The sequence below is a fragment of the Erwinia artemisiae genome, from assembly GCF_051400835.1.
Lineage (GTDB): Bacteria > Pseudomonadota > Gammaproteobacteria > Enterobacterales > Enterobacteriaceae > Erwinia > Erwinia aeris.
In genome coordinates, this window is sequence record NZ_JBLFFM010000002.1 from 175995 (window position 1) to 201736 (window position 25742).

Genomic DNA, 25742 nt, shown 5'->3' on the forward strand with positions numbered 1-25742 from the left:
ATTTAACGTCCACCTGACATCCTGCCGGGTGGGGTTGTTTCACATGCCCTGTGATATCCATATCAAAGGGTTAAAAAAATCGGTTCTGCGATGCTACTGCGGCAGAGAAAGTTTTTCGCGCGCATAATTCAGAGCAGTTTCAATCACCTGCTCGATTGACATGCTGGTTGAATCCAGCACTAACGCGTCTTCTGCCGGTCTTAACGGTGCGATAGCACGGTTGCGATCGCGATCGTCACGCTCTTTTATCTCAGATAAAAGGCGTTCAAAGTTAACACTAAAGCCCTTCTCCTGCAACTGTAGCATACGGCGATGCGCACGCTCTTCAGGGCTGGCATCCAGAAAAATCTTTACCTGGGCGTCCGGAAAAACCACCGTACCCATATCTCTTCCGTCCGCAATAAGGCCTGGCGCTTCCCGGAATCCCCGCTGACGGCGCAGCAGCGCTTCACGTACGCGCGGGAAAGCGGCGACTTTCGAAGCCGTATTGCTGACATCCTGAGTGCGAATTTCGCTTGAGACGTTTTCGCCCTCAAGGATGACTTCCATCTCGCCATCGCTGGGCACAAAGCGAACATCCAGATGCGCCGCGATAGGGACCAGCGCCTCTTCAGAAGTCATGTCTACCTGATGGTGTAACGCGGCCAGCGCCAGCACGCGATAAATAGCGCCTGAATCCAACAGATGCCAGTTTAATGCCTCAGCCATTGCCTTGCACAAGGTCCCTTTACCGGCTCCGCCTGGACCATCAATGGTGATCACCTGGGCTATAGGCGTCATGTCGTTCTCCTGTTGGTGGAATGCCTGCTTAACCTGCTCAGGCAAATAACGCCGCATATTATACGCTGCTCTACTGACGATCGTTACCCCTTAAGCGTAGACGGGCTGAAATTAATCGAGAGCCGCAAAAGGATTTCCCAGGAAACCAATGCCAGGAGCGTGAAGCAGATCGCAACCCGCTGCACAGCTATGCAGCGGGGGCGTTCGTTATGCCGGCTGGCTGAGACGTGCAAACTGCTCGAAATAATCCGGGAAGGTCTTGGCCGTGCATTTCGGATCGAGAATGGTCACTGGCGTAGCAGACAAGGCCACCAGCGAGAAGCACATCGCCATACGGTGATCGTTGTAGGTGCCGATTTCAGCATACTGAATAGTTTCAGGCGGCGTGATGCGAATATAGTCATGCCCTTCTTCGACTTCAGCACCAACTTTACGCAGCTCGGTCGCCATTGCCGCAAGACGATCGGTTTCTTTCACGCGCCAGTTGTAGATATTACGCATTACCGTAGTGCCTTTGGCAAACAGCGCCGCCGTGGCGATAGTCATCGCCGCGTCCGGAATATGGTTCATATCCAGATCGATAGCGTTCAGTTCGCCGCGCGTGCAGGCGATATAGTCGTCGCCCCATTCAATAACCGCGCCCATTTTTTCCAGCACGTCGGCAAAATGAATGTCGCCCTGCATACTTTTTCGACCGATACCGGTGACTTTAACCGTACCGCCTTTGACTGCGGCCGCTGCGAGGAAATAGGAGGCGGAAGAGGCATCGCCTTCCACCAGATAATCGCCTGGCGAGGTATAGTTCTGATTGCCCCTGATACGAAATACAGCGTAATTATCGTTTTCTACCGTGACGCCAAAGGTCTGCATCAGGTTCAGGGTAATATCGATATAAGGTTTTGAAACCAGCTCGCCCTTAATGGCAATGGTCGTGTTTTGTGGAGCCAGCGGCGCGGTCATCAGCAGCGCGGTCAGGAACTGGCTGGAGACGCTACCGTCGACGGCCACTTCGCCCCCGCTGAAGCCGCCTTTGATATGCAGCGGCGGATAATCCGTCTGTTCAAGATAGTCGATCTGCGCGCCGCCCTGGCGCAACGCATCGACCAGATGACCAATCGGACGTTCTTTCATCCGCGGCTCTCCGGTCAGCACAATATCGTTAGCACCCAGGCAAAGCGCGGCGGCCAGCGGGCGCATCGCCGTCCCGGCATTGCCTAAAAAAAGCTCCAGCGGCTGCGTCGACCGCAGAGGGCCGCCCTGACCAGTCACTTCACACTCTGTGCGGTCTTCAGAAAGCGTAAAGCTTACGCCCAGCGCTTTTAGCGCGTTCAGCATATGACGCACGTCATCACTGTCCAGAAGGTTGGTCAGACGAGTAGTGCCTTTTGCCAGCGCAGCGAGCAGCAAAGCGCGATTTGAGACGCTTTTGGAACCAGGTAGGTTAACGGTACCTTCTACTCGCGCGACGGGTTGTAAAGTCAGGGATTCCTGCATGTGAGACTTCTTCTCCAGATAAAATGCAACAAAACCCCGCACCGGGCGAGGTTTTACTATCAAAACCGTACCGGCTAATTAACCGTGACGACGTTCAAAATCAGTCATAAATTCGGTTAGCGCTTTAACGCCTGCCAGCGGCATAGCATTGTAAATTGAAGCGCGCATTCCGCCTACGGCACGATGACCTTTTAACGCATGCAGGCCAGCCGCGAATGATTCTTCGAGGAAAACCTTATCCAACGCTGCATCAGCCAGCTGGAAAGGCACATTCATGCGCGAGCGATTAACGTGAGCCACATCGTTACGGTAAAAATCACTGTTATCAATGATACCGTAAAGCAGATCGGCTTTAGCCTGATTCCGCTTGTCCATCTCCGCTACGCCGCCCTGTTCTTTCAGCCATTTAAAGACCAGGCCGGAAAGATACCATGCAAAAGTCGGCGGCGTGTTAAACATGGAGTCGTTTTCGTTTAATACCGTGTAATCAAGGATTGACGGCAGCGCTTTCTGGGCTTTGCCCAGCAGATCTTCACGTACGACTACCAGCGTCAGACCAGCCGGTCCAATGTTCTTCTGCGCACCGGCATAAAGGACGCCATAGCGGTTAATATCCAACGGACGGGAAAGAATAGTGGAAGAGAGATCGGCCACGGCAATCTTATCGCCGAAGTCCGGCTCTTCATTAATAGCAACACCGTCAATGGTTTCGTTTGGACAATAGTGAACATAGGCTGCTTCATCTGAAAGCGCCCACTGGCTCATAGGCGTAATAGCGCGTAGCCCATCAACGGTTGTTTTCACGTCAATGACGTTAGGCGTACAGTATTTTTCCGCCTCTTTAATCGCGCTGTGCGCCCAGTAGCCGCCGTCGGCATAGTCTGCCGTACTCTGGCTGCCCAACAGGTTCATCGGAACGGCGGCAAACTGCGCGCGCGCGCCGCCGTGACAGAATAATACTTTGTAATTTGAGGGGATTTTCAGCAGATCGCGAAAATCTTTTTCCGCTTCCACGGCCACCTGCGTAAATTCCTTGCTGCGGTGGCTGATCTCCATCACGGAAGTTCCTGAACCCTGCCAGTTGCAGAGTTCCTGTTCGGCACGACGTAGCACTTCTACCGGCAGCATTGCTGGACCGGAGCTAAAATTGAAAACCTGGCTCATTTCCCCTCACCACTTTCAGATCAATCGATTTCGAGTCTGCTACCGGTTTTATCATTGCCACCCTGGCGCTGCAATGTTTAATCGGATCAGCCGACCAGTTATGCGGCCTGCGCCGCAACAGCTTGTAGCGTGAAATATAGTGACCACGATATTTTGTGAGGCGTCTTCCGGTTAGCTTTTTTTATGGCCGATCTGCGCAGGCAAAAATGCCACAATAGCCGGGTAAAACAGTTCGTCGGATAGCGAATGGCCGGGAAACCCCGTATCATGGCGCGTTTTCGGCACAACCCAAAAACGAGTGGGCACTATGACGCAAACTTATATTCCAGGCAAAGACGCCGCACTGGAAGATTCCATCGCACGCTTTCAGCAAAAATTACAGGATTTTGGCTTCCATATTGAAGAGGCCTCCTGGCTGAATCCGGTTCCTCATGTATGGTCGGTCCATATTCGCGACCGCGACTGCCCGCTCTGCTTCACCAACGGTAAAGGCGCCAGCAAAAAAGCGGCGCTGGCTTCGGCATTGGGTGAATATTTTGAGCGTCTGTCGACCAACTATTTCTTTGCTGATTTTTGGTTAGGTAACGCGATCGCCAACGGCGATTTCGTGCATTATCCTGACGAAAAATGGTTTCCGCTGCCGGATGACGACAGCCTGCCGGAAGGCATTCTTGATGCGCGACTGAAGGCGTTTTACGATCCTGAGCAGGCACTTAGCGCCAGCGATTTGATCGATCTGCAGTCCGGCAATGCCGCACGCGGCATCTGCGGCCTGCCGTTCACGCGTCAGTCCGATGGGCAAACGGTTTATATTCCGATGAACATCATCGGTAACCTCTACGTCTCTAACGGCATGTCGGCAGGCAACACGGCCAACGAAGCGCGCGTTCAGGGCCTTTCTGAAGTCTTCGAGCGCTATATCAAAAACCGCATTATCGCCGAATCTATCAGTCTGCCGGCCATCCCGCAGGAGGTACTTAACCGCTATCCGGGCGTAGTGGAGTCCATTGCTAAACTGGAAGCTGAAGGCTTCCCAATCTTTGCTTACGACGCTTCACTGGGCGGCAACTATCCGGTTATTTGCGTGGTGCTCTTCAACCCGCAAAACGGTACCTGTTTTGCTTCATTCGGCGCGCATCCTGATTTTGGCGTGGCGCTGGAGCGTACCGTGACAGAACTGCTGCAGGGACGCGGGCTGAAAGATTTGGATGTCTTTACGCCGCCAACCTTTGATGATGAAGAAGTCGCCGAGCACGCTAATCTGGAAACGCACTTTATCGATTCCAGCGGTCTGATCTCCTGGGATATGTTCAAGGACGAGGCGGACTATCCTTTTGTCGACTGGAGCTTTGCCGGCACCACGCAGGAAGAATTCGCCACGCTGATGGCCATCTTTAAAGGGGAAGATAAAGAAGTCTATATTGCTGACTATCAGCATCTGGACGTGTATGCCTGCCGTATCATTGTGCCAGGCATGTCAGATATCTATCCTGCGGAAGATTTGCTGCTGGCTAATAACAGCATGGGCGCTTACCTGCGCGATACGCTGTTATCACTGCCCGACAGCCAGTGGGAAAAAGAGGATTACCTGGCGCTGATTGAACGCCTGGACGAAGACGGCCATGACGACTTTACCCGCGTACGCGAGCTGCTGGGCCTGGCAACAGGCAAAGACAACGGCTGGTACACGCTGCGTATCGGCGAGCTGAAAGCGATGCTGGCCCTGGCAGGCGGCGATATCGATCAGGCGCTGATCTGGACGGAATGGACTATGGAGTTTAATGCCTCCCTGTTTTCACCCGCCCGCGCCAACTACTATCGCTGTCTGCAAACGCTGCTGCTGTTGAGCCTTGAGGATGAACGCGATCCTGTGCAGTATCATACTGCTTTCGTACGTATGTATGGACAGGAAGCCGTAGACGCGGCATCTGCCGCCATTAGCGGTGAAGCGCCTTTCTACGGGTTGCAGAGCGTGGATGAAGAGCTGCTGGCCTTCCCGGCTCATCAGTCGCTGCTGGCTGCCTATGAAAAGCTGCAGCAGGCGAAACGCCGTTACTGGAAATAATATTTTTGGCCCGCTCGACAAAAGCGGGCCTTTTATCAGGGCCATTTATAACGCTAATTAATCCATTAATTTTTCTTAAGGTTAATAAAAAGTAGTTTATTTATTTCCAGGTATTAAAAAATTTATTTATTCGGGATCTATTTTATTGCAGTTGTTAACCAGAAAAGCAGATGCTATTTAAAAAATAATAGATAAATTAAAATAAATTTTAACTAATAAAATCAATAAATTAATTCACCTGACACGCCTGTTTTTTAACTCGTTCCGACAATGTCCGGCGTCAATATGATCCACATCAATTTCTCACCTATACTGCTTTGTTAGTATTTCGTTGTTGATAAACTTCAGGAGACGTTAGTGTGAAAGCTGGCAATCCGTTCGATTTACTTTTACCGTCTGAAATGGCTAAAGTCGCTGAGGAAGCCGGTGTCTATAAAGCTCAAAAGCACCCCTTCACCACGTTTTTTTTGGCGATTACCGCAGGCGTTTTTATTTCCATCGCGTTTGTTTTTTATATCACGGCCACAACCGGGACTGAAACTATCCCTTATGGCGTAGCGAAGCTTATTGGCGGCATCTGCTTTTCGCTGGGGCTGATGCTGGTCGTGGTCTGCGGCGCCGACCTTTTCACCTCGACCGTGTTAACCATGGTAGCTAAAGCCAGCGGACGGATTACCTGGGGTCAGCTGGCGCGCAACTGGCTCAATGTCTATATAGGGAATTTCTTCGGCGCGATGTTTTTTGTCGGGCTGATCTGGTTTGCCGGCCAGTATATGGTGGCAAATGGTGCATGGGGGTTAAATGTTCTGCAAACGGCTGACCATAAGATGCACCATACTTTTATTGAAGCTGTCTGCCTCGGCACCCTCGCTAACCTGATGGTTTGCATGGCGGTCTGGATGAGCTATTCCGGCCGCAGCCTGACGGACAAAATGCTGTCGATGGTGCTGCCCGTAGCGATGTTTGTCGCCAGTGGTTTTGAGCACAGTATCGCCAACATGTTCCTTATCCCCATGGCGATCGTTATTAAAGATTTCGCCGCACCGGAGTTCTGGCAGGCCACGGGAACCACGGCAGCACACTTTTCCAGTCTGACAGTAGGCAACTTCATTGTTGACAATCTTATCCCCGTGACGCTTGGCAACATTATTGGCGGTGGATTGCTGGTCGGCCTGACCTACTGGGTTATCTATTTGCGGGACGGCGATCATCACTGATTGCCGACAACAGGATTAAGCCCTGCTGTGCTGCAGCAGGAACGAAAGAACTTCATTGAAAAGGTGATCACATGAGCGAGCAAAATGTAAACCAGGCTGCTGCCTGGGCAGGCTTTGCAGAGGGCGAATGGCAGAACAGCATCAACGTCCGTGACTTCATTCAGAAAAACTATACGCCTTATGAAGGTGATGAATCCTTCCTGAGCGGCGCAACTGAAGCGACCACTAAGCTGTGGGATAAGGTAATGGAGGGCATCAAGCTCGAAAACCGCACCCACGCGCCGGTCGATTTCGATACCGATTTAGCCTCTACTATTACCTCCCATGACGCTGGCTATATTGACCGCAAACTGGAAACCATTGTCGGCTTACAGACTGAAGCGCCGCTGAAACGCGCGCTGATCCCTTTTGGCGGCATTAAGATGGTGGAAGGCTCCTGTAAAGTTTACGGACGCGAGCTGGACGCCGGCCTGAAAAAAGTCTTTACCGAGTACCGCAAAACGCATAACCAGGGCGTATTCGATGTTTATACGCCGGATATTCTGCGCTGCCGTAAGTCCGGCGTGCTTACCGGTTTGCCAGATGCCTACGGCCGCGGCCGCATCATTGGCGACTACCGTCGCGTTGCGCTTTACGGCATTGATGCGCTGATGAAAGATAAATTCGCCCAGTTTGCCTCGCTGCAAAGCGATCTTGAAAATGGCGTCAATCTTGAAGCGACAATCCGTCTGCGTGAAGAGATCGCCGACCAGCATCGCGCGCTGCAGCAGATTAAAGAAATGGCTGCCAAATACGGCTGTGATATTTCCGGCCCGGCCACAACGGCGCAGGAAGCCGTGCAGTGGACCTACTTTGGCTACCTGGCCGCCGTTAAATCGCAAAATGGCGCGGCAATGTCTTTTGGTCGCGTATCCACCTTCCTGGATATCTACATTGAACGCGATCTGCAGGCGGGCAAAATCACCGAGCAGGATGCACAGGAACTGATTGACCACCTGGTGATGAAGCTGCGTATGGTGCGCTTCCTGCGTACGCCTGAATACGATGAGCTGTTCTCCGGCGACCCAATCTGGGCAACGGAATCGCTGGCCGGTATGGGCGTTGACGGCCGTACGCTGGTAACCAAAAACAGCTTCCGCTTCCTGAATACCCTGTACACTATGGGTCCTTCGCCAGAGCCAAACATGACCATCCTGTGGTCTGAAAAACTGCCGCTGAACTTCAAGAAATTTGCGGCCAAGGTTTCAATCGATACTTCATCCGTTCAGTACGAAAACGACGATCTGATGCGTCCTGACTTCAACAACGACGATTATGCTATCGCCTGTTGCGTCAGCCCGATGATCGTCGGCAAGCAGATGCAGTTCTTCGGTGCCCGCGCCAACCTCGCTAAAACCATGCTTTACGCTATCAACGGCGGCGTGGATGAAAAACTTAAAATGCAGGTAGGCCCAAAAGATCCGCCGATGATGGACGACGTGCTGGAATATGAAAAAGTGCTGGATCGTATGGATCACTTTATGGACTGGCTGGCGAAACAGTACGTTACCGCGCTGAACATCATTCACTATATGCATGACAAATATAGCTACGAAGCTTCTTTGATGGCGCTGCACGATCGCGATGTCTATCGCACCATGGCCTGCGGTATTGCCGGTCTGTCCGTCGCTGCCGATTCACTTTCCGCGATCAAATATGCCAAAGTTTCCCCTATTCGCGACGAAGATGGACTGGCCGTTGATTTCAAAATTGAAGGTGAATATCCGCAGTTCGGCAACAATGACTCACGCGTAGATGATATTGCCTGTGACCTTGTTGAACGCTTTATGAAGAAAATTCAGCAGCTGCAAACTTATCGTGATGCTGTCCCGACTCAGTCGGTGCTGACTATCACCTCTAACGTGGTATACGGTAAGAAAACCGGCAACACGCCAGACGGTCGCCGTGCCGGTGCACCTTTTGGCCCAGGCGCTAACCCAATGCACGGCCGCGATCAGAAAGGCGCTGTGGCTTCGCTTACCTCCGTTGCGAAGCTGCCATTTGCCTACGCTAAAGACGGCATCTCCTACACTTTCTCTATTGTGCCAAACGCGTTAGGTAAAGATGACGACGTACGTAAAGCCAACCTTGCCGGTCTGATGGATGGCTATTTCCATCATGAATCCAGCATTGAGGGCGGTCAGCACCTGAACGTTAACGTGATGAATCGCGAAATGCTGTTGGAAGCGATGGATAATCCTGAGAAATATCCTCAGCTGACCATTCGCGTTTCGGGTTATGCGGTGCGTTTTAACTCGCTGACCAAAGAGCAGCAGCAGGATGTGATTACCCGTACCTTTACGCAAACGATGTAAGCCTCTGGGCTCCGGTTCGCCGGAGCCCAGCCTGCTTTGCCAGCCCTCTTCTTCGCAGGCGGCTGGCAAAACAGACTTAACGCAGCTTCAGACTGCGCAGCCGCTACAAGCGGCATGACTATGGAGAATTCACCGCAATGTCAGTTAAAGGTCGTATCCACTCGTTCGAATCCTGCGGGACCGTTGACGGCCCCGGCATCCGCTTTATCACCTTTTTTCAGGGCTGCCTGATGCGCTGCCTCTACTGCCATAACCGGGATACCTGGGATACGCACGGCGGTAAAGAGGTTACGGTGGAAGAGCTGATGAAAGAAGTTGTCACCTATCGTCATTTTATGAACGCATCAGGCGGCGGCGTTACCGCTTCGGGCGGTGAAGCTATCCTGCAGGCTGAGTTTGTCCGCGACTGGTTTCGCGCCTGTCATGCAGAAGGCATTCATACCTGTCTGGATACCAACGGCTTTGTTCGCCGCTACGATCCGGTTATTGATGAACTGCTGGAAGTAACCGATCTGGTGATGCTGGATCTCAAGCAAATCAATGATGATGTTCACCAAATCCTCGTCGGCGTCTCTAACCATCGCACGCTGGATTTTGCCCGATATCTGGCCAAAAAGAATATCCGTACCTGGATACGCTATGTGGTTGTCCCCGGTTATTCCGATGATGATGACTCCGCACACAGGCTGGGCGAATTTACCCGCGACATGGGCAACGTCGAGAAAATAGAGCTGTTACCCTATCACGAGCTGGGTAAACACAAGTGGCTGGCAATGGGTGAGGAGTATAAGCTGGACGGCGTCCATCCTCCCAAAAAAGAGACGATGGAGCGGGTCAAACATATCCTCGAAGGATACGGGCATAAAGTGATGTATTAACGAGCGGTGACCCGCTCGTTATTTTACTTTTCAGCCATCAGGCATGTGCGATCGGCGTGGCATGACGATCGGCCTTGCGCAGCAGCATCATCAGATAAACCAACGCCACGCCCGCAATCATCACAAACAGTACACGGTCAGAATAGCTCTGCATCAACATTGAGGTCAGCGCCGGTCCTGCAAGGCTACCGGTGGTATAGCTCAGCAGCAGCGCCTGATTCATCGCCACCAGCTCATGATGCGCCACTTTTTCGCAGGCCCAGGACATCGCGACAGGGTAAAGCGTAAAGCCTGAACAACCCAGCACAAAGAGCGCGGGTGCCATAGCCGCATTGCTGAGCATCGCTACCGCGCCCAGGATGACGCCAAACACCAGCACGCGCAGCACCAGCAGCCGCCCATAGCGATCGGCCAGGCGCCCTACCGGCCACTGTCCGATAATGCCGGCGCTGACCAACAGCGCCATCCAGTAGCCGACGGCGGAGTCGTTCATTCCCTGATGGGAAAGATACAGCGGCATCAGGCCGTACAGCGATCCCAGCAGGATCCCGGAAATAATGCAGCCGTTGATCCCCAGGCGTGCGCTGCGTCGACGCAGCATAGACCACATGCGCCCGGCAGGAGCTTCTTCTCCCTCGCCGCTGGCGGTAATCCGGGTAAAAACCAGCGGCAGAATAGCCGCTACGATAAAACCGGTTACCCAGGGCAGAGTATGCAGCAGTTCCGTTGACACCTTGCTGACCAGCAGCTGACCAATCACCGTCGCCACATAATAGACAATCATATAGGCCGCCAGCAGCTGACCACGATTACGCAAGGTGCCGCTGCACAATAAGGCGCTTTCAACCACTACCCATATCAGAGCGCAGCCGATACCCGCGACGAAACGCCAGACGGACCATGCCCAGAAACCGTGTTCGAAGCCCAGCGCGGCCGTAGCCAGGGCAAACAGCGCGGTAGCAATGTAGTAAGCGCGATTAAAGCCCAGCCGCTTGATTAGCCAGCCAGCTATCAGGGTGCCGATCAGGTTTCCCGTAAAATAAGCGGAGCTGACCGTGCCGACCTGCCAGGTAGGCAGAGCCTCATGAGTAAGCCAGAGCGGCACCAGCGTGTTGAGCACGGCGATGGCGATAGTCAGCAGCAGCAGGCCGCAAAGCAGCACAATAACGGGACGGGACCAGGTAGACATAGTCAGAAATGACCAAAATAAAGGAAGATTTTGCGCGCATAATGCCACTGGCCGAATTATTGTCAACGGGGCGTTTTGGGGCACCGCACAATTTGCCGTGCGGTGATTTAATTTTTTTATCCGCAGCTCTGTAAGCACTGATTAAAAGGCAACCCATACCTGTTTAACCCTTTGATAATGAATAGCTAATAACGAAAACGGGTTTCTTTATCGATGATATTTATTGCTGGATAGCCTGCATGGTTAAGGGCTGCTAAAACCGCAGGCAAAAAAAAACCTGTGGGTATGAACCACAGGTTTTTTAGCTGTCCCGAAGATTAGCCGATAAACTCAAGGCCTTTCATATAAGGACGCAGCGCTTCCGGCACCTGAATTCGGCCGTCTGCCTGCTGATAGTTTTCCAGAACGGCAACCAGGGTGCGGCCTACCGCCAGGCCAGAGCCATTGAGCGTGTGCACCAGACGCGGTTTTTTCTCTGTTTTGCTACGACAGCGCGCCTGCATACGACGAGCCTGGAAATCGCCCATATTGGAACAGGAAGAGATTTCACGGTAGGTATCCTGCGCGGGCAGCCAAACCTCCAGATCGTAAGTTTTGCATGAACCGAAGCCCATATCGCCGGTGCACAACAGCACCTTGCGGTAAGGCAGCTCCAACAGCTGCAGCACCTTCTCCGCATGGCCTACCAGCTCTTCAAGCGCCTGCATGGAGTCTTCCGGCCGCGTGATCTGTACCATTTCAACCTTGTCGAACTGGTGCATGCGGATCAGCCCTCGCGTATCACGACCGTAGGCGCCAGCTTCAGAGCGGAAGCAAGGCGTATGCGCGGTCAGTTTCAACGGCAGCGACTCTTCTTCCAGAATTTCATCACGAACCAGGTTGGTCAGCGGCACTTCTGCGGTAGGGATCAGCGCATAATCGCTGGCCGAGGCTTCCTCATCCAGCGGACGAGTATGGAAAAGATCTTCGCCGAACTTCGGCAGCTGGCCCGTTCCGTAAAGCGTGGCGTGGTTAACCAGATAAGGGACGTAAGTTTCCAGATAGCCATGCTGTTCGGTATGCAGATCGAGCATGAACTGGCTGAGCGCACGATGCATCAGCGCAATTTGCCCTTTCATCACCACAAAGCGCGAACCGGTCAATTTGGCAGCGGCGGCAAAATCCAGACCGGCGGCCATTTCGCCCAGCTCGACGTGGTCACGCACGGCAAAATCATATTTGCGCGGCTCGCCCCAGCGGCTGACTTCCTGATTCTCGCTGTCGTCTTTGCCCAGCGGCACTTCGTCAACGGGAATATTGGGGATCGCTAAAGCGACATCACGAATTTCGTTCTGTAACGCATCCAGTTCCGCTTTGGCCGCATCCAGGCGTTCGCCCAGCGCGTTCACTTCCTGACGTAACGGCTCGATATCTTCCCCACGCGCTTTGGCCTGCCCGATAGATTTGGATCGGGAGTTACGTTCAGCCTGCAGCGTTTCGGTTTCGACCTGCAGAACTTTGCGGCGCTCTTCCTGCGAGCGCAGCGTTTCAACGTCCAGCTTATAGCCCCGGCGTGCCAGTTTTTCAGCGACTGCGTCTGGCTCATTACGCAGCAGATTGGGATCGAGCATGCTTGTCCTGTGATCAGTAAAAAAAGTGGGCGCATTCGCCAGGCGAATGCATTGAATTCCTTGCTAACCTTACCGCAACGCCCGGATCAACGATAGCGTTTTGTCGGGCTATTTTGATCCTGTTCAGCAAGCCAGGCCAGCTTTTCGCCAATCTTTCCTTCCAGCCCGCGCGAGGTCGGCTGATAATAGCGCGTCTGCGCCATTTCCCCCGGGAAATAGTTCTCCCCCGCGGCGTAGGCGCCGGGTTCGTCATGCGCATAGCGGTATTCGGCGCCCAACCCCATCTCTTTCATCAGCTTTGTAGGCGCGTTACGCAGATGGTCAGGCACATCGTAATCCGGCCGATCGCGCGCGTCGCGCATCGCTGCCTTAAAGGCGGTATAAACGGCATTGCTTTTCGGCGCACAGGCAAGATAAACAATCGCCTGAGCAATAGCCCTTTCGCCTTCGGCCGGCCCTACACGCGTAAAGCAGTCCCAGGCGGAAATAGCCACCTGCATGCCACGCGGATCGGCGTTGCCCACGTCTTCGGAGGCGATAGCCAGCAGGCGACGGGCCACATAAAGCGGATCGCCGCCTGCCGTAATAATACGGGCATACCAGTAAAGCGCAGCATCGGGCGCAGAGCCGCGCACCGATTTGTGCAGGGCGGAGATCAGATCGTAAAAGCGATCGCCTTTATTATCGAACCTGGCGCTACGTTCACCGGAAACTTCGTTAAGCAGCTGCGGCGTTAGCAGACGCTCGCCTTTGTCGCTGACCTCGGCCATATCGGCCATCATTTCCAGGGTATTTAACGAGCGGCGAGCGTCGCCGTTGACCAGCTCCGCAATCATTCTGCGCGTAGCATCAGGCAGCACGATGTTTTGCTTGCCGTAGCCCCGCTCGCTGTCTTGCATCGCCTGATCCAGCACGCTTTCTATATCTTCAACGGTCAGAGACTTCAACAGGTAGACGCGCGCCCTGGAAAGCAGAGCGGAATTGAGCTCGAAAGAAGGGTTTTCCGTCGTAGCGCCAATAAAGGTAATAGTGCCGTCTTCAATATGCGGGAGAAAGGCGTCCTGCTGGCTTTTATTAAAGCGATGCACTTCATCGACAAACAGGATAGTGCGACGTCCGGCATTGCGGTTCTGCCGCGCACGCTCAATAGCCTCACGGATCTCTTTTACGCCTGAAGTGACGGCAGAAATGCGTTCGACATCCGCCTGACCGTAGCGACCAATGATTTCTGCCAGCGTGGTTTTGCCGGTACCTGGCGGCCCCCAAAGGATCATTGAGTGCAGGTGCCCTGCCTCAATGGCCCGCGGCAGCGGCTTCCCCGTCGCCAGCAGATGCTGCTGACCGATATATTCCGCCAGCGTGCGTGGCCGCATACGCGCGGCCAGAGGCTGAAACTCGTTATGAGAGAAATCCAGAGAGAGTGTGCTCACGCTGACCTCACTGACGTTGATCGTCCACCGTCACGCCCTTGGGCGGCGTAAAACGGAATTTGTCGGGGCTGACCGCAGTGTTCTGCTGGCTTTTCAGCGTATAGCTGCTGCGCTGCCCGTCCTGTTCAACGGCGCTGAACTGATTGATGGTGCCGCTGGCGGAGACGTTAATCGTAAACTGCTTCAGGTTGCCATCGGCTGATTTTGGCGTCAGCTCGAAGTTATCGCCAAGCTGTTTAATGTTGTACTGCTTCCAGTCGCTGCGCTGGTTGCGGGCAATCAGCATAAACGGCGTATTGCTGGTGGCGTCTTTCAGCCATGTCGCGCTGACCTGCTCGACAAAGGGATTATAGAACCACAGCGTTTTGCCATCCGAGATCAGGATGCTTTCGTCCGGCGCGGTCATATGCCAGTTGAAAAGATCGGGACGTTTAACCCACAGCTCGCCTTCGCCATCCTGCACGGACTGGCCGCTGCCGTCGGTGACTTTTTGCTGGAAGCTGGCGTGAAAACTGGTGACTTTATCCAGACGCTGCTGCAGGTCGGAAGAAGCGTCCGCCAAAGCGCTGGCAGAGGCAAAAGTAGCAAGCAGACAGCATGTGATAGTGAGTTTTTTCATTTACGACATCCTTATTGAAACTTTTGTATCCCGATTAGCGGGCAGGCTTAACTGTAGCCAGGCAGCAAAGAAAGCAACAGGGGAATAAGCTGATTGCGATAGATCGGAGATGGGGACAAAGCGCTGAAATTCAACGGGTCGGCATAACCGACCCGCTGCTTTTGACAAAATATTACATCTCGTGCGGCGGTGGCGAAAGCACCTCGCGGTTGCCGTTATGACCAGGCGGCGACACGATACTTTGCGCCTCCATCTGTTCAATGATACGGGCTGCACGGTTATAACCGATACGGAACTGCCGCTGCACGCCGGAAATAGACGCACGACGCTTTTCTACCACGAAGGCGACCGCCTGGTCGAACAGCGGGTCGAGCTCTTCATCGCCATCCAGCCCCAGCGACGCGCTTTCGCTCTCTTCGCCAGCGGTAATGCTTTCGATATATTGCGGACGACCACGCGCCTTCCAGTCTTGTACCACGGCGTGGACTTCTTCATCCCGCACAAAGGCGCCATGTACGCGCACCGGCATTGAAGAGTTAGGTGGCATATAAAGCATATCGCCCATGCCCAACAGCGATTCCGCACCGCCCTGATCAAGAATGGTGCGCGAGTCGATCTTGCTGGAAACCGTGAACGCGATGCGGGTTGGGATGTTAGCCTTAATCAGGCCGGTGATCACATCCACCGACGGACGCTGCGTCGCCAGCACCAGGTGAATACCGGCGGCACGCGCTTTCTGCGCCAGACGCGCAATCAGCTCCTCCACCTTTTTACCCACGGCCATCATCAGATCGGCGAACTCATCCACCAGCACTACGATGTAAGGTAGTTTTTCGAGCATCGGCGGCGATGTTTCCATACTGTCGCCCGGCTTCCAGAACGGATCGGGAATAGGCCGCCCCATCTCTTCCGCCAGCTTAACTTTTTCGTTATAACCCGCCAGGTTACGCACGCCCAGCGCCGACATCAGCTTATAGCGACGCTCCATTTCGCCGACGCTCCAGCGCAGCGCGTTGGCGGCATCTTTCATATCCGTGACCACTTCGGTCAACAGATGCGGGATGCCTTCATAGACCGACAGCTCAAGCATTTTCGGGTCGATCATAATAAAGCGCACTTCTTCCGGCGTGGCTTTATAAAGCATGCTAATAATCATGGCGTTAACGCCAACGGACTTACCGGAACCAGTTGTACCGGCGACCAGCAGGTGCGGCATTTTCGCCAGATCGGCCACCACCGGCTGGCCTGCGATATCTTTTCCTAACACCACCGATAGCGGCGACGGATTGTCGCGGAACTTATCGCATTCAAGCACTTCACGCATATAAACGGTCTGGCGATGCTTGTTTGGCAGCTCCAGTCCAACGTAAGGCTTGCCGGGGATCACCTCCACCACACGAACCGCTACGGCAGAAAGCGAGCGGGCCAGGTCGCGCGACAGATTGGAAATACGCGCGGCCTTCACGCCAGGCGCAAGATCCAGTTCAAAGCGGGTAATAACCGGCCCTGGAGAGATACCAACCACCTCGGCTTTAACCCGATAGTCGGCCAGGCGGGCTTCCACCAGGCGGGCAGTCTGCTCAAGAGCAAACATATCGACGGGTTCGGCTTCCGCTGGCGGTGCCGTCAGTAGATCCAGGGTAGGCAGCGGCGTGGTTGGTTTCTCAAGCGGCTGCTCATGACGCACCAGGAATGGATGGAACAGGCTATCCTGTGGTTTGACTTCCGGCTGGATTTGTTCAGCCTGGCGTACCGGCTCCTGAGCCGCTGGCTGCCATGCTGGTGCGGCCGGTTGTGCAGGCTCCTGAGCCGCTGGCTGCCACGCTGGCGCGACAGGTTGTACGGGCTCCTGAGCGGCTGGCTGCCACGCTGGCGCGGCAGGTTGTACAGGCTCCTGAGCCACTGGCTGCCACGCTGGTGCGGCCGGTTGTGCAGGCTCCTGAGCGGCTGGCTGCCACGCTGGCGCGACAGGTTGTACGGGCTCCTGAGCCGCTGGCTGCCACGCTGGCGCGGCCGGTTGTACGGGCTCCTGAGCGGCTGGCTGCCATGCTGGCGCGGCAGGTTGTACGGGCTCCTGAGCCGCTGGCTGCCATGCTGGCGCGGCAGGTTGTACGGGCTCCTGAGCGGCTGGCTGCCATGCTGGCGCGGCAGGTTGCACGGGCTCCTGAGCGGCTGACTGCCACGTTGGTGCAGCCTGTTTTACAGGTTCCTGAGGCTGGCTGTGCTGCTGCCACTGCGCAGCGGGCCTGCTCTGTTGATTTTCAGGCGGCAGCGTAAACAGCGGTTCGCCTGCGCCATCATCAACCAAATCTTCTTTAGGCGAGAAATCAAATGCGCCACCGGTATCCAGCGTGGAGGCAGGTGCGCTTTGCTGCGGCTGTCCATAACGCTGGCTTTGCTGTCCGGCAAACTGACGGGCAAGCTCGGCCTGATGACGCGCTTCCTCTTCATCTTCCTCAGCGCTTTCTGCTACAGGCGCGCTGTTTGCTGCGCTATCAGGCGCAGCGTAACGCGCCTGCTGCTGAGCGGCAAAAGCGTCGCGCAGATGGCTTTCATCCTGGCCCGGCTCTTCCGCCCCTGTTGGCGCAGAAGCCTGAAGACGCTGCTCCTCTTCTTTCGCTTTTTCTTCCGCTATACGCTGCGAAGGCAGCTTAATACCATAGGAAGCCAGCTCGCGACGCGTAGGCAGCTTAACCGGATTCGGCCGCGGCAAAGCGGGGCCAATACCCTGCTTGACCTGCGGATTAGCCGGAGCCGCCTCGCTGGTGGCGCTGAAGCCTGGCATAAACGCCGTGGAGGCGGCGGCAGACTGCGCCGCGCTGGCCAGATCCTGTGCGACCTGCTGCGGCTGAGCCGGCTGCGTCGTAGAGAAATCGAAAGGTGAGGCATCCGCTTCCCGCCAGTTGCCCATGCGGGGAGCATCATCTTCATCAGCGACAGGAACCGATGGCGCAGGCGTTTCCGCCGGCATCTCGAAGCGATAAAGTTCAGGCTCTGCCGCTGCTGACGGCGTGGAAACCTGTGCAGCAGGCTCGGCCTGTTGCTGAGCGCTCCCGGGCGCTACAGTAACCGTGGAAGCCGGCGTTGCCGTAGTTGCGGACGCTACCGGCGCCACAGGTGCTGCCGTGGAAACCGTCTGTGCAGCGGCAGCGGCTGCCGTCGGGGCTGCCGCAGGCTTGCTCAGCAGCGGATCGTTGTCGTCCTCTTCGGCCGTTGCCGGCACTGCCAGCAGGATATCGTCTTCATCATCGTAGCGGGCACGCTGCTTCGGAACCGGTTTTTCATCCGGCTCATCGTCATAATCATCATATCTGTATTCGTCACTGCGCGAACGCCCGCTGGCGAAAGTCAGCACGCCCATGACAGCCGCGCCAATTTTTTCAGCGATGGTCAGCCAGGACCAGCCGGTATAAAGCGTCAGACCGGCCGCCCACACGCACAGCAGCGTCAGGGTGCCGCCTGCGGCGTTAAACCATGGCGCCATCGCATTGCTGAGCAGGCTGCCAATTACGCCGCCGGAAGCAAAATACCAGATATCGTCAGCGTTTAGCGCCGCCAGGCCGCATGATGTGACCACGAGCGCCAGTACGCCGATCAGGCGCAGCGCCACGGCAAAGTAATCAATGTAATCCTGCGAATGCCGCTGGCGGAAAGTGATCCAGCATAGTCCCAGGATAACCGCAGGAATGGCGTAGGCCATCACGCCAAAAATGAAGAACAGCGTATCTGCCAGCCATGCGCCAATGCCGCCGCCCAAATTATGGATGGGTTCATGCCAGGCAGTTTGCGACCAGCTGGGATCGGAGGGGTTAAAGCTCAACAGCGCCACCATCAAATAGACGGCAAAAAGCGCCACAACAATCAGTAACGCTTCAAGCAGGCGACGACCGCTGCTCAGCGACTGTAGGGAAACATCTTTATCTTCTGTATATTCCTGGCTCAAGAGTACTCTCCAGGTGCCTGTAAACAATGGAGGCAACAGCGTCGGGCAGGCCCGACGCTGAAACTGTATGAATTCACAGGAGTGTACCGAAACCTATCAGGTTTTGCACCTGCCCTGTGTTACCGCGTCTTAATGACTAAGCGGTTACTTTGTTTCACTTCTTCCATGACCACATAGGTCCGCGTATCGTTTACGCCAGGCAGGCGCAGCAGGGTTTCACCCAGCAATTTACGGTAGGCGGACATATCCGGCACGCGCGTTTTCAACAGGTAGTCGAAATCGCCTGAAACGAGGTGACACTCTTGAGTTTCCTCAAGTTTTTGCACTGCGGCGTTAAATTGTTCAAACACGTCGGGCGCGCCACGATTCAGAGTAATCTCAACAAATACCAGCAGCGAGGCATCCAGATAGTGCGGATTCAGCTGGGCGGTATAGCCAAGGATAAACCCCTGTCTTTCAAGACGACGAACGCGCTCAAGGCATGGTGTAGGTGATAAACCTACGCGTTTGGAAAGCTCGACGTTGGAGATACGTCCATCCTTTTGCAGTTCGTTAAGGATATTACGATCGATTCTGTCGAGATCTTTTCCAGGCCGTTTTTTATTGTCTACCATTATTATTGTCTCTCTTAATGCCTTCCCTTTGCCTGCCACACCCTGAACGAAATCATTATCGCAGGGTTGTTCTAAGTGAAGTCTGGAGCCTGTTGCGGTGTTATCACGCCCATCCGTATGACGCATGTTGTCTGTCCACACCATGCGTCATGACCAATGACAGACTGAGTTTATTGAGCCGGATGTCCCAAAACAGGAAAAATCTGTCTTGTAAGCTCAAATGTCCTCTGCTTCCCCCACTGTTTTCGCAAAAGCACAGCCGATTGTCAAAGTAAAACAACCAAAATCAGTACAACATGCCAGATGTTGCGCTGCATGACTGTTTTATAATGAAAAAATTTACTCATTGCACCATTTTACAGCGCGTTTCGCCCTGCTTTGGCGCAGTGGTGCCGCTGCTCCCTAAGGGAAATCGGTTAAACCTTTTGCAACCATCGCTAACAAAATCGCAGAACGCTTTTGTTGCCGACCTAAATTCCCTACAATCGCAACATAGTTGGCAGCTAAATAATGAGGGTCTCATGAGCACGGCCAGACACAGTAAATTACTTATCTTAGGTTCCGGCCCCGCTGGATACACGGCGGCTGTTTACGCAGCGCGCGCTAATCTCAACCCCGTGCTGATCACCGGGCTTGAAAAAGGCGGCCAGCTGACCACCACCACGGATGTGGAAAACTGGCCCGGCGACCCGCACGATCTGACCGGTCCGGGTCTGATGGAACGTATGCATGAACATGCGGTAAAATTTAATACTGAAATTATCTTCGATCATATTCACAGCGTTGATTTACAGCATCGCCCTTTCCGTTTGATCGGCGACAGCGGTGAATACACGGCAGATGCGTTGATTATTGCTACCGGCGCCTCCGCTCGCTACCTTGGCCTGCCTTCTGAAGAAGCGTTTAAAGGCCGCGGCGTTTCAGCCTGCGCAACCTGTGACGGCTTTTTCTACCGTAATCAGAAGGTAGCCGTGATCGGCGGCGGCAATACGGCCGTAGAAGAAGCGCTGTATCTGGCGAATATTGCGTCGGAAGTGCATCTGATCCACCGTCGCGACAGCTTCCGCGCGGAGAAAATCCTTATCGATCGCCTGATGGAAAAAGTGCGTAACGGCAATATCGTGCTGCATACCAACCAGACGCTGGACGAGGTCATGGGCGATCAGATGGGCGTCAGCTCGCTGCGCCTGCGCTCCACGCTGGACGAGTCGCAGCAGGATCTGAGCGTTGCCGGTCTGTTTGTTGCTATCGGCCACAGCCCGAATACGGCGATCTTTAAAGATCAGCTGGATCTGGAAAACGGCTACATCAAAGTGCAGTCAGGCCTGCACGGTAATGCAACGCAAACCAGCATTCCGGGCGTGTTCGCCGCAGGTGACGTTATGGATCATACCTATCGTCAGGCGATTACCTCTGCCGGCACCGGCTGTATGGCCGCGCTGGATGCGGAACGCTATCTGGATGGTTTAGTTAAAGAATCTCAGTAATCGTTACTGCTTTGATGCGATCTCGGTAAAGGCGACCTGTTAAGGTCGCCTTTTTATTTTCTGCGCTGTACCATTGCTCGCGATTACCCTTACTAAGGGCATGGCATTGCAATTTTACCTGCCCCAACGCGCGGCATATTGGTACAGCATGGATAAATTCCGACAGCAACAGCTCCTTTCCTGGCTAAAAAAACAGCGTATCTACGGCAATTTCTGGTTCAAACTATCGCTGCTAATCGGCATGGTCGGCGCGCTGCTTATTGTTTACCAGGCCTGGCTATTGGCCACGCTGCTGCAAGGGCTGATCGTTGATCATCTTTCTCGCGATGCGCTTCTTCCGCAATTTATTCTGCTGCTTTCCTGTTTTGTGCTGCGCGGCGTATTGCTGTGGCTGCGTGAGCTGGCCGGGTTCGCTTCGGGCCGGGCCATCCGGGAGAAACTGCGCCGCGATATTCTGGACAAGCTGACTAAGGCTGGCCCCGCCGTTATCCAGGGTCAGGCTGTCGGAAGCTGGACCACGCTTTTGCTGGAGCAAATTGATAACCTTCAGGATTACTACGCGCGTTATTTGCCGCAAACGCTGCTGGCCGCGCTCATCCCCTGCCTGATCCTTGCTGTTCTGTTTCCCGTAAACTGGGTGGCAGCGCTGATCCTGCTGCTGACGGCCCCGCTTATTCCGCTGTTTATGGCGCTGGCCGGCATGGGCGCGGCTGACGCTAACCGGCGTAATTTTCAGGCCCTTGCACGGCTCGGCGGCTATTTTCTCGACCGCCTTCAGGGCATGGAAACGCTGCGGTTGTTTAATCAGGCCGACGCGGAAACCGATCGTATTCGCACCGCTTCGGCCAGCTTTCGTCAACGAACCATGGAAGTACTGCGGCTGGCCTTTCTCTCCTCCGCCGTACTGGAGTTTTTTGCTGCCGTTTCTGTAGCAGTGGTGGCGGTCTATTTTGGTTTTTCCTACCTCGGCGAGCTGAACTTCGGCCATTACGGCACCGGCATCACGCTTTTTGCCGGCTTTCTGTCGCTTATCCTTGCGCCGGAATTTTTTCAACCGCTCAGAGAGCTGGGCACGTTTTATCATGCCAAAGCGCAGGCTACAGGCGCCGCTGACGCGCTGGAAAAATTCCTGACAGCGGAACTGCTTCAGGCATCATCCGGCACGCTGACGCCCAACGTTGAGCAAGGTATGACGCTTACCGCCGCTGATTTGCGGATTATGACGCACGGGGGGATAGAGCTTGTCGGGCCGCTCAATTTTACCCTTAGCGCAGGGAAAAGAGTGGCGCTGATTGGGCGAAGCGGCGCGGGCAAAACCTCTTTGCTGAACGTCCTGGCCGGGTATTTGCCCTATCAGGGATCGTTGAAAATAAACGATACGGAGCTGCGTGATATCCTGCCGTCCTGGTGGCAACAGCAGCTTGCCTGGGTGGGACAGAACCCACATTTACCTGCGCAGACCGTACGCGAAAATATTGTTGCGCATGGCGAGGGCGATCCGCTCAGGTTACAGCAGGTTTGCGAGCTGGCTGGCGTGGACGAGTTTCTGGCGCGCCTGCCTGAAGGCCTGGAAAGCGCGGTCGGCGAACAGGCGGCGGCCCTCTCCGTAGGGCAGGCGCAGCGCATCGCTGTGGCGAGAGCGCTTTACAAGCCTTGTCGACTGCTGCTGCTGGACGAGCCTGATGCCAGCCTTGACGGCCCGGCTGGCGAGCACGTAAACCGGGCGCTGCTGGCCGCCTCTTTCAATCAGACCACGTTGTTTATTACCCATCGGCTCGATCGCTTAGCGGAGTGGGATGAAGTCTGGCTGCTCCAGGCGGGAGAAATCGTCCAGCAGGGCAGTAAAGCGCAGCTGCTGCAACGGCCCGGCCCCTTTAAAGCGCTGGTTGAGGAGGCGCAGGCATGAAGCTAATCCGACCCTGGCTTGCGCTTTTGCGCCCGCACGCTCCGCGCCTGATGCTGGGCATTTTGCTGGCGGTCGTGACGCTGCTGGCAAGCATCGCGTTGCTGACGCTTTCCGGTTGGTTTCTTGCGGCCTGCTCGCTGGCGGGCGCCGCCGGGCTTTACAGTTTTAACTATATGCTTCCTGCGGCTGGCGTAAGAGGCGCCGCAATTTTACGCACCGTCGCTCGCTATGCGGAAAGGCTGGTCAACCATGACGGTACTTTTCGTATTCTGGAAGATTTACGCGTGTTCACTTTTAATAAATTGATCCCGCTTTCGCCCGGCGCGCTGGCTCGTTTCCAGCGGGGTGACCTTCTGAATCGGCTGGTAGCCGATGTGGATACGCTCGATCACCTTTATCTGCGCCTGCTCTCTCCCCTACTCGGCGCGCTTGTCGCGATTGTGACGGTAACGCTTCTGCTCGGCTCGCTGAACTGGCCGCTGGCGCTGATGTTGGGCGGTATCATGCTGGCGACGCTGCTGCTGCTGCCGCCAATCTTTTACTGCCTGGGACGGAAAGAAGGCGAAGCGCTGGCGCACCTGCGCGCCCTGTATCGTAGCCAGCTGACAGGATGGCTGCAAAGCCAGGCGGAGATGCGAATTTATGGCGGCGTGCAGCGCTTTCGCGCCCGGCTTGATAACACGGAAGCGCGTTGGCTGGGCGCTCAGCGCTTCCGCGACCGTCTTACCGGCTTATCGCAGGGATTGCTGACGATTATTACCGGCGCGACGGCCGTTTTACTGCTCTGGTCAGCCTCAGCGCTGTTTCATGACGCCACGCTCGCTCTGTTCCTGTTTTGCGCGCTGGCGGCCTTCGAAGCCCTGGCTCCGGTTGGCGGCGCCTTTCTGCATCTGGGGGAAGTCTTCGCCTCTGCCCGTCGCGTTAATGAAGTGATTCTGCAAAATCCGGCCGTGAACTTTCCGGCTGAGCAGGGCAAAAGCCCTGCCGGTATCCGACTAAAGCTGCATGATGTCAGCTTCAGCTATAACGAAGGTTTTCCCGTGCTGCGCTCGATCTCCCTGGACATTGCGCAAGGTGAACACGTTGCGCTGCTGGGCAGCAGCGGCTGCGGTAAATCCACGCTGCTTCAGCTGCTCACCCGCGCATGGGATCCGACAAACGGCGAAATCCGGTTAAACGATCGTCCGCTGGCCGCGTGGGATGAAGCCACATTACGCAGGGCTACCGGCGTTGTGACGCAGCGCGTGTATCTGTTTAACGCCACGTTACGCGATAATTTATTGTTGGCCGCGCCGCATCGCCATGACGACGAGCTGCTCGCCATGCTGCGAAAAGTCGGGCTGACAACGCTGATTAACGCTGAAGGCCTCGATGCCTGGCTGGGCGAAGGCGGCCGTCAGCTGTCGGGTGGCGAGCGGCGTCGGCTGGGGCTGGCCCGCGCGCTGTTGCACGACGGCCCTTTACTGCTGCTCGACGAGCCGACGGAAGGGCTGGACACCCACACCGAACGGCAGATCCTTACCCTGCTGCGGGAAGCCGCCCGCGGCAAAACGATGATCGTGGTCACGCATCGTCCGCAGGGGCTACGCCATTTCGACAAAATTTGCCTTATGGAAAGCGGCACCGTGGTCGAACAGGGAACGCACGTCGAATTAATCTCAAAACGCAGCCGTTACAGCGCTTTCCTGCAGCGGATTACGGTATAGTCATAGCCTTCTCGCATTACTGAGACAGTGACTATGCGCCTGATGCAGCTCTCAAGAGAATCACTTAATTTTCCACCGCCGGAGATGGCGCTGCGTGAACCGAACGGCCTGCTGGCGATGGGCGGCGATTTAAGTCTGCCCCGCCTGCTCAGCGCCTATCAGCGCGGGATTTTTCCCTGGTTTTCGCCAGGCGATCCTATCTTATGGTGGTCGCCGGATCCGCGCGCGGTGCTGTGGCCGGAAAAGTTTCACCTTAGCCGCAGCATGAAGCGTTTTCATCAGCGATCGCCCTATCGCGTGACGCTGAATCAAAGCTTTAGCGAAGTAGTGGAAGGCTGCGCCAGCGATCGTCAGGAAGGCACCTGGATCACGCCCGCCGTGAAGCACGCCTGGCAGCAGCTGTTTGATGCTGGCGAAGCGCAATCCATCGAGGTCTGGCACGACAAAGAACTGGTTGGCGGTATGTACGGCCTGGCGCTGGGACAGATTTTTTGCGGCGAATCGATGTTCAGCCGCTGTGAAAATGCCTCAAAAACGGCGCTGCTGGTTTTCAGCCGCTATTTTCTACAGCAGGGCGGCAGGCTGATCGATTGCCAGGTGCTGAATCCCCATACCGCTTCGCTTGGCGCCGAAGAGATGTCCCGCGCTGACTATCTTAAACAGCTTGATTTGCTGGCCAAACAGCCGCTTCCGCCCGAATGCTGGCGTCAGCAGACCCTTTTTTAAGACCGTACGGTGATGTTTTCCACGCAGACCAGGATAATAATGGTATAATATGAGAGCTTGGTATGCGTGTATAAGCCTTTTTGAAGACCGCACTTTCCCCCCGGTTTTGTACCAACTCTTGATTACGCGTTTCCGTGCGCTGCTTATGCCGCAGGGAGGCCGACGCTGGTGGAATCATCAGCTATTCTTTACATAACGTTCTTAAATCGGCATTATTTGCTGATTCGAGACAAAGGTTATAACACCCAGAGGATTTGATGGCCAAAGAAGATAATATTGAAATGCAGGGTAAGATAGTGGATTCATTACCTAACACTATGTACCGTGTTGAACTGGAAAATGGACACGTCATTACTGCGCATATCTCCGGTAAGATACGCAAAAACTATATCCGTATCTCAACGGGCGACCAGGTTACCGTAGAACTGACCCCATACGATCTGAACAAAGGTCGTATCACCTTCCGTATCCGCTAACCTACTTTACTGCAGATGCTGGCGCCTGATGCGCCGCACGGGTAAAAAAAAGGCCGAAGAATCTTCGGCCTTTAGTTTTTTTAC

Annotated in this window: 18 protein-coding genes; 9 read left to right on the plus strand and 9 right to left on the minus strand. The window is 54.9% G+C overall.

Translation table 11 applies throughout. From position 1 onward, the window contains the following. Positions 1–93 precede the first annotated feature (93 nt). From cmk to serC, 3 genes are all read right to left on the minus strand, one after another. Positions 94–780 carry a (d)CMP kinase gene (cmk, locus tag ACMGEE_RS05415; protein WP_125288724.1) on the minus strand — a complete coding sequence of 229 codons (687 nt, stop codon included), beginning with the start codon at positions 778–780 and terminating at the stop codon, positions 94–96. Between the two features lie 207 nt (positions 781–987). Continuing rightward, positions 988–2274, minus strand: a complete 1287-nt coding sequence (gene aroA, locus ACMGEE_RS05420) for a 3-phosphoshikimate 1-carboxyvinyltransferase (protein ID WP_394149845.1) — start codon at positions 2272–2274, stop codon at positions 988–990. A gap of 78 nt (positions 2275–2352) precedes the next feature. Further along, positions 2353–3438, minus strand: a complete 1086-nt coding sequence (serC, locus tag ACMGEE_RS05425) for a 3-phosphoserine/phosphohydroxythreonine transaminase (RefSeq protein WP_370733872.1) — start codon at positions 3436–3438, stop codon at positions 2353–2355. 307 nt (positions 3439–3745) lie between these two features. Between serC and ycaO the strand changes: the two genes are divergently transcribed. The 4 genes from ycaO (at position 3746) to pflA (ending at position 9952) form a co-directional block, all read left to right on the plus strand. Further along, complete coding sequence (gene ycaO, locus ACMGEE_RS05430; protein ID WP_436829775.1) at positions 3746–5503, plus strand: 30S ribosomal protein S12 methylthiotransferase accessory factor YcaO; 1758 nt, start codon at positions 3746–3748, stop codon at positions 5501–5503. 359 nt (positions 5504–5862) lie between these two features. After that, positions 5863–6720, plus strand: coding sequence for a formate transporter FocA (focA, locus tag ACMGEE_RS05435; protein WP_253454714.1), 858 nt, complete (start codon positions 5863–5865; stop codon positions 6718–6720). A gap of 71 nt (positions 6721–6791) precedes the next feature. Continuing rightward, the gene (gene pflB / locus ACMGEE_RS05440; protein ID WP_301251220.1) at positions 6792–9074 is read left to right on the plus strand and encodes a formate C-acetyltransferase; all 2283 of its coding nucleotides are present in this window, start codon (positions 6792–6794) and stop codon (positions 9072–9074) included. 137 nt (positions 9075–9211) lie between these two features. Then, on the plus strand, positions 9212–9952 hold the full coding sequence (gene pflA / locus ACMGEE_RS05445) for a pyruvate formate lyase 1-activating protein (protein WP_253454716.1): 741 nt from the start codon (positions 9212–9214) through the stop codon (positions 9950–9952). Between the two features lie 37 nt (positions 9953–9989). Here the strand turns inward: pflA and ACMGEE_RS05450 are convergent, their stop codons facing one another. The 6 genes from ACMGEE_RS05450 to lrp form a co-directional block, all read right to left on the minus strand. After that, positions 9990–11141, minus strand: a complete 1152-nt coding sequence (locus ACMGEE_RS05450; protein ID WP_253454718.1) for an MFS transporter — start codon at positions 11139–11141, stop codon at positions 9990–9992. A 317-nt stretch (positions 11142–11458) separates the two neighbouring features. Next, positions 11459–12751, minus strand: coding sequence for a serine--tRNA ligase (serS, locus tag ACMGEE_RS05455; protein ID WP_125288732.1), 1293 nt, complete (start codon positions 12749–12751; stop codon positions 11459–11461). Between the two features lie 86 nt (positions 12752–12837). Beyond that, positions 12838–14181, minus strand: a complete 1344-nt coding sequence (locus ACMGEE_RS05460) for a replication-associated recombination protein A (RefSeq protein ID WP_253454720.1) — start codon at positions 14179–14181, stop codon at positions 12838–12840. A 7-nt stretch (positions 14182–14188) separates the two neighbouring features. Continuing rightward, positions 14189–14800 (minus strand): outer membrane lipoprotein periplasmic chaperone LolA, encoded by a 612-nt coding sequence (gene lolA, locus ACMGEE_RS05465; RefSeq protein ID WP_301251222.1) that lies wholly within the window; start codon positions 14798–14800, stop codon positions 14189–14191. A 172-nt stretch (positions 14801–14972) separates the two neighbouring features. After that, positions 14973–18743: a DNA translocase FtsK 4TM domain-containing protein gene (locus ACMGEE_RS05470; RefSeq protein WP_436829776.1), complete on the minus strand. Its 3771-nt coding sequence runs from the start codon at positions 18741–18743 to the stop codon at positions 14973–14975. 119 nt (positions 18744–18862) lie between these two features. Continuing rightward, positions 18863–19357, minus strand: a complete 495-nt coding sequence (gene lrp, locus ACMGEE_RS05475) for a leucine-responsive transcriptional regulator Lrp (RefSeq protein WP_006118610.1) — start codon at positions 19355–19357, stop codon at positions 18863–18865. A 521-nt stretch (positions 19358–19878) separates the two neighbouring features. On the opposite strand from lrp, the gene trxB reads away from it, so the two are divergent. The 5 genes from trxB to infA all read left to right on the plus strand — a co-directional run bounded on the left by trxB (position 19879) and on the right by infA (position 25658). Continuing rightward, the gene (gene trxB, locus ACMGEE_RS05480; RefSeq protein ID WP_301251224.1) at positions 19879–20844 is read left to right on the plus strand and encodes a thioredoxin-disulfide reductase; all 966 of its coding nucleotides are present in this window, start codon (positions 19879–19881) and stop codon (positions 20842–20844) included. A gap of 148 nt (positions 20845–20992) precedes the next feature. Next, positions 20993–22750 carry a heme ABC transporter permease/ATP-binding protein CydD gene (cydD, locus tag ACMGEE_RS05485; protein WP_436829777.1) on the plus strand — a complete coding sequence of 586 codons (1758 nt, stop codon included), beginning with the start codon at positions 20993–20995 and terminating at the stop codon, positions 22748–22750. Beyond that, on the plus strand, positions 22747–24456 hold the full coding sequence (gene cydC / locus ACMGEE_RS05490; RefSeq protein ID WP_436829778.1) for a heme ABC transporter ATP-binding protein/permease CydC: 1710 nt from the start codon (positions 22747–22749) through the stop codon (positions 24454–24456). Before cydD ends, cydC begins: the two co-directional genes overlap by 4 nt. 33 nt (positions 24457–24489) lie before the next feature. Next, positions 24490–25182 (plus strand): leucyl/phenylalanyl-tRNA--protein transferase, encoded by a 693-nt coding sequence (aat, locus tag ACMGEE_RS05495; protein WP_253454730.1) that lies wholly within the window; start codon positions 24490–24492, stop codon positions 25180–25182. Positions 25183–25439: 257 nt separating this feature from the next. Beyond that, positions 25440–25658 (plus strand): translation initiation factor IF-1, encoded by a 219-nt coding sequence (gene infA / locus ACMGEE_RS05500; protein ID WP_125288739.1) that lies wholly within the window; start codon positions 25440–25442, stop codon positions 25656–25658. Positions 25659–25742 lie beyond the last annotated feature (84 nt).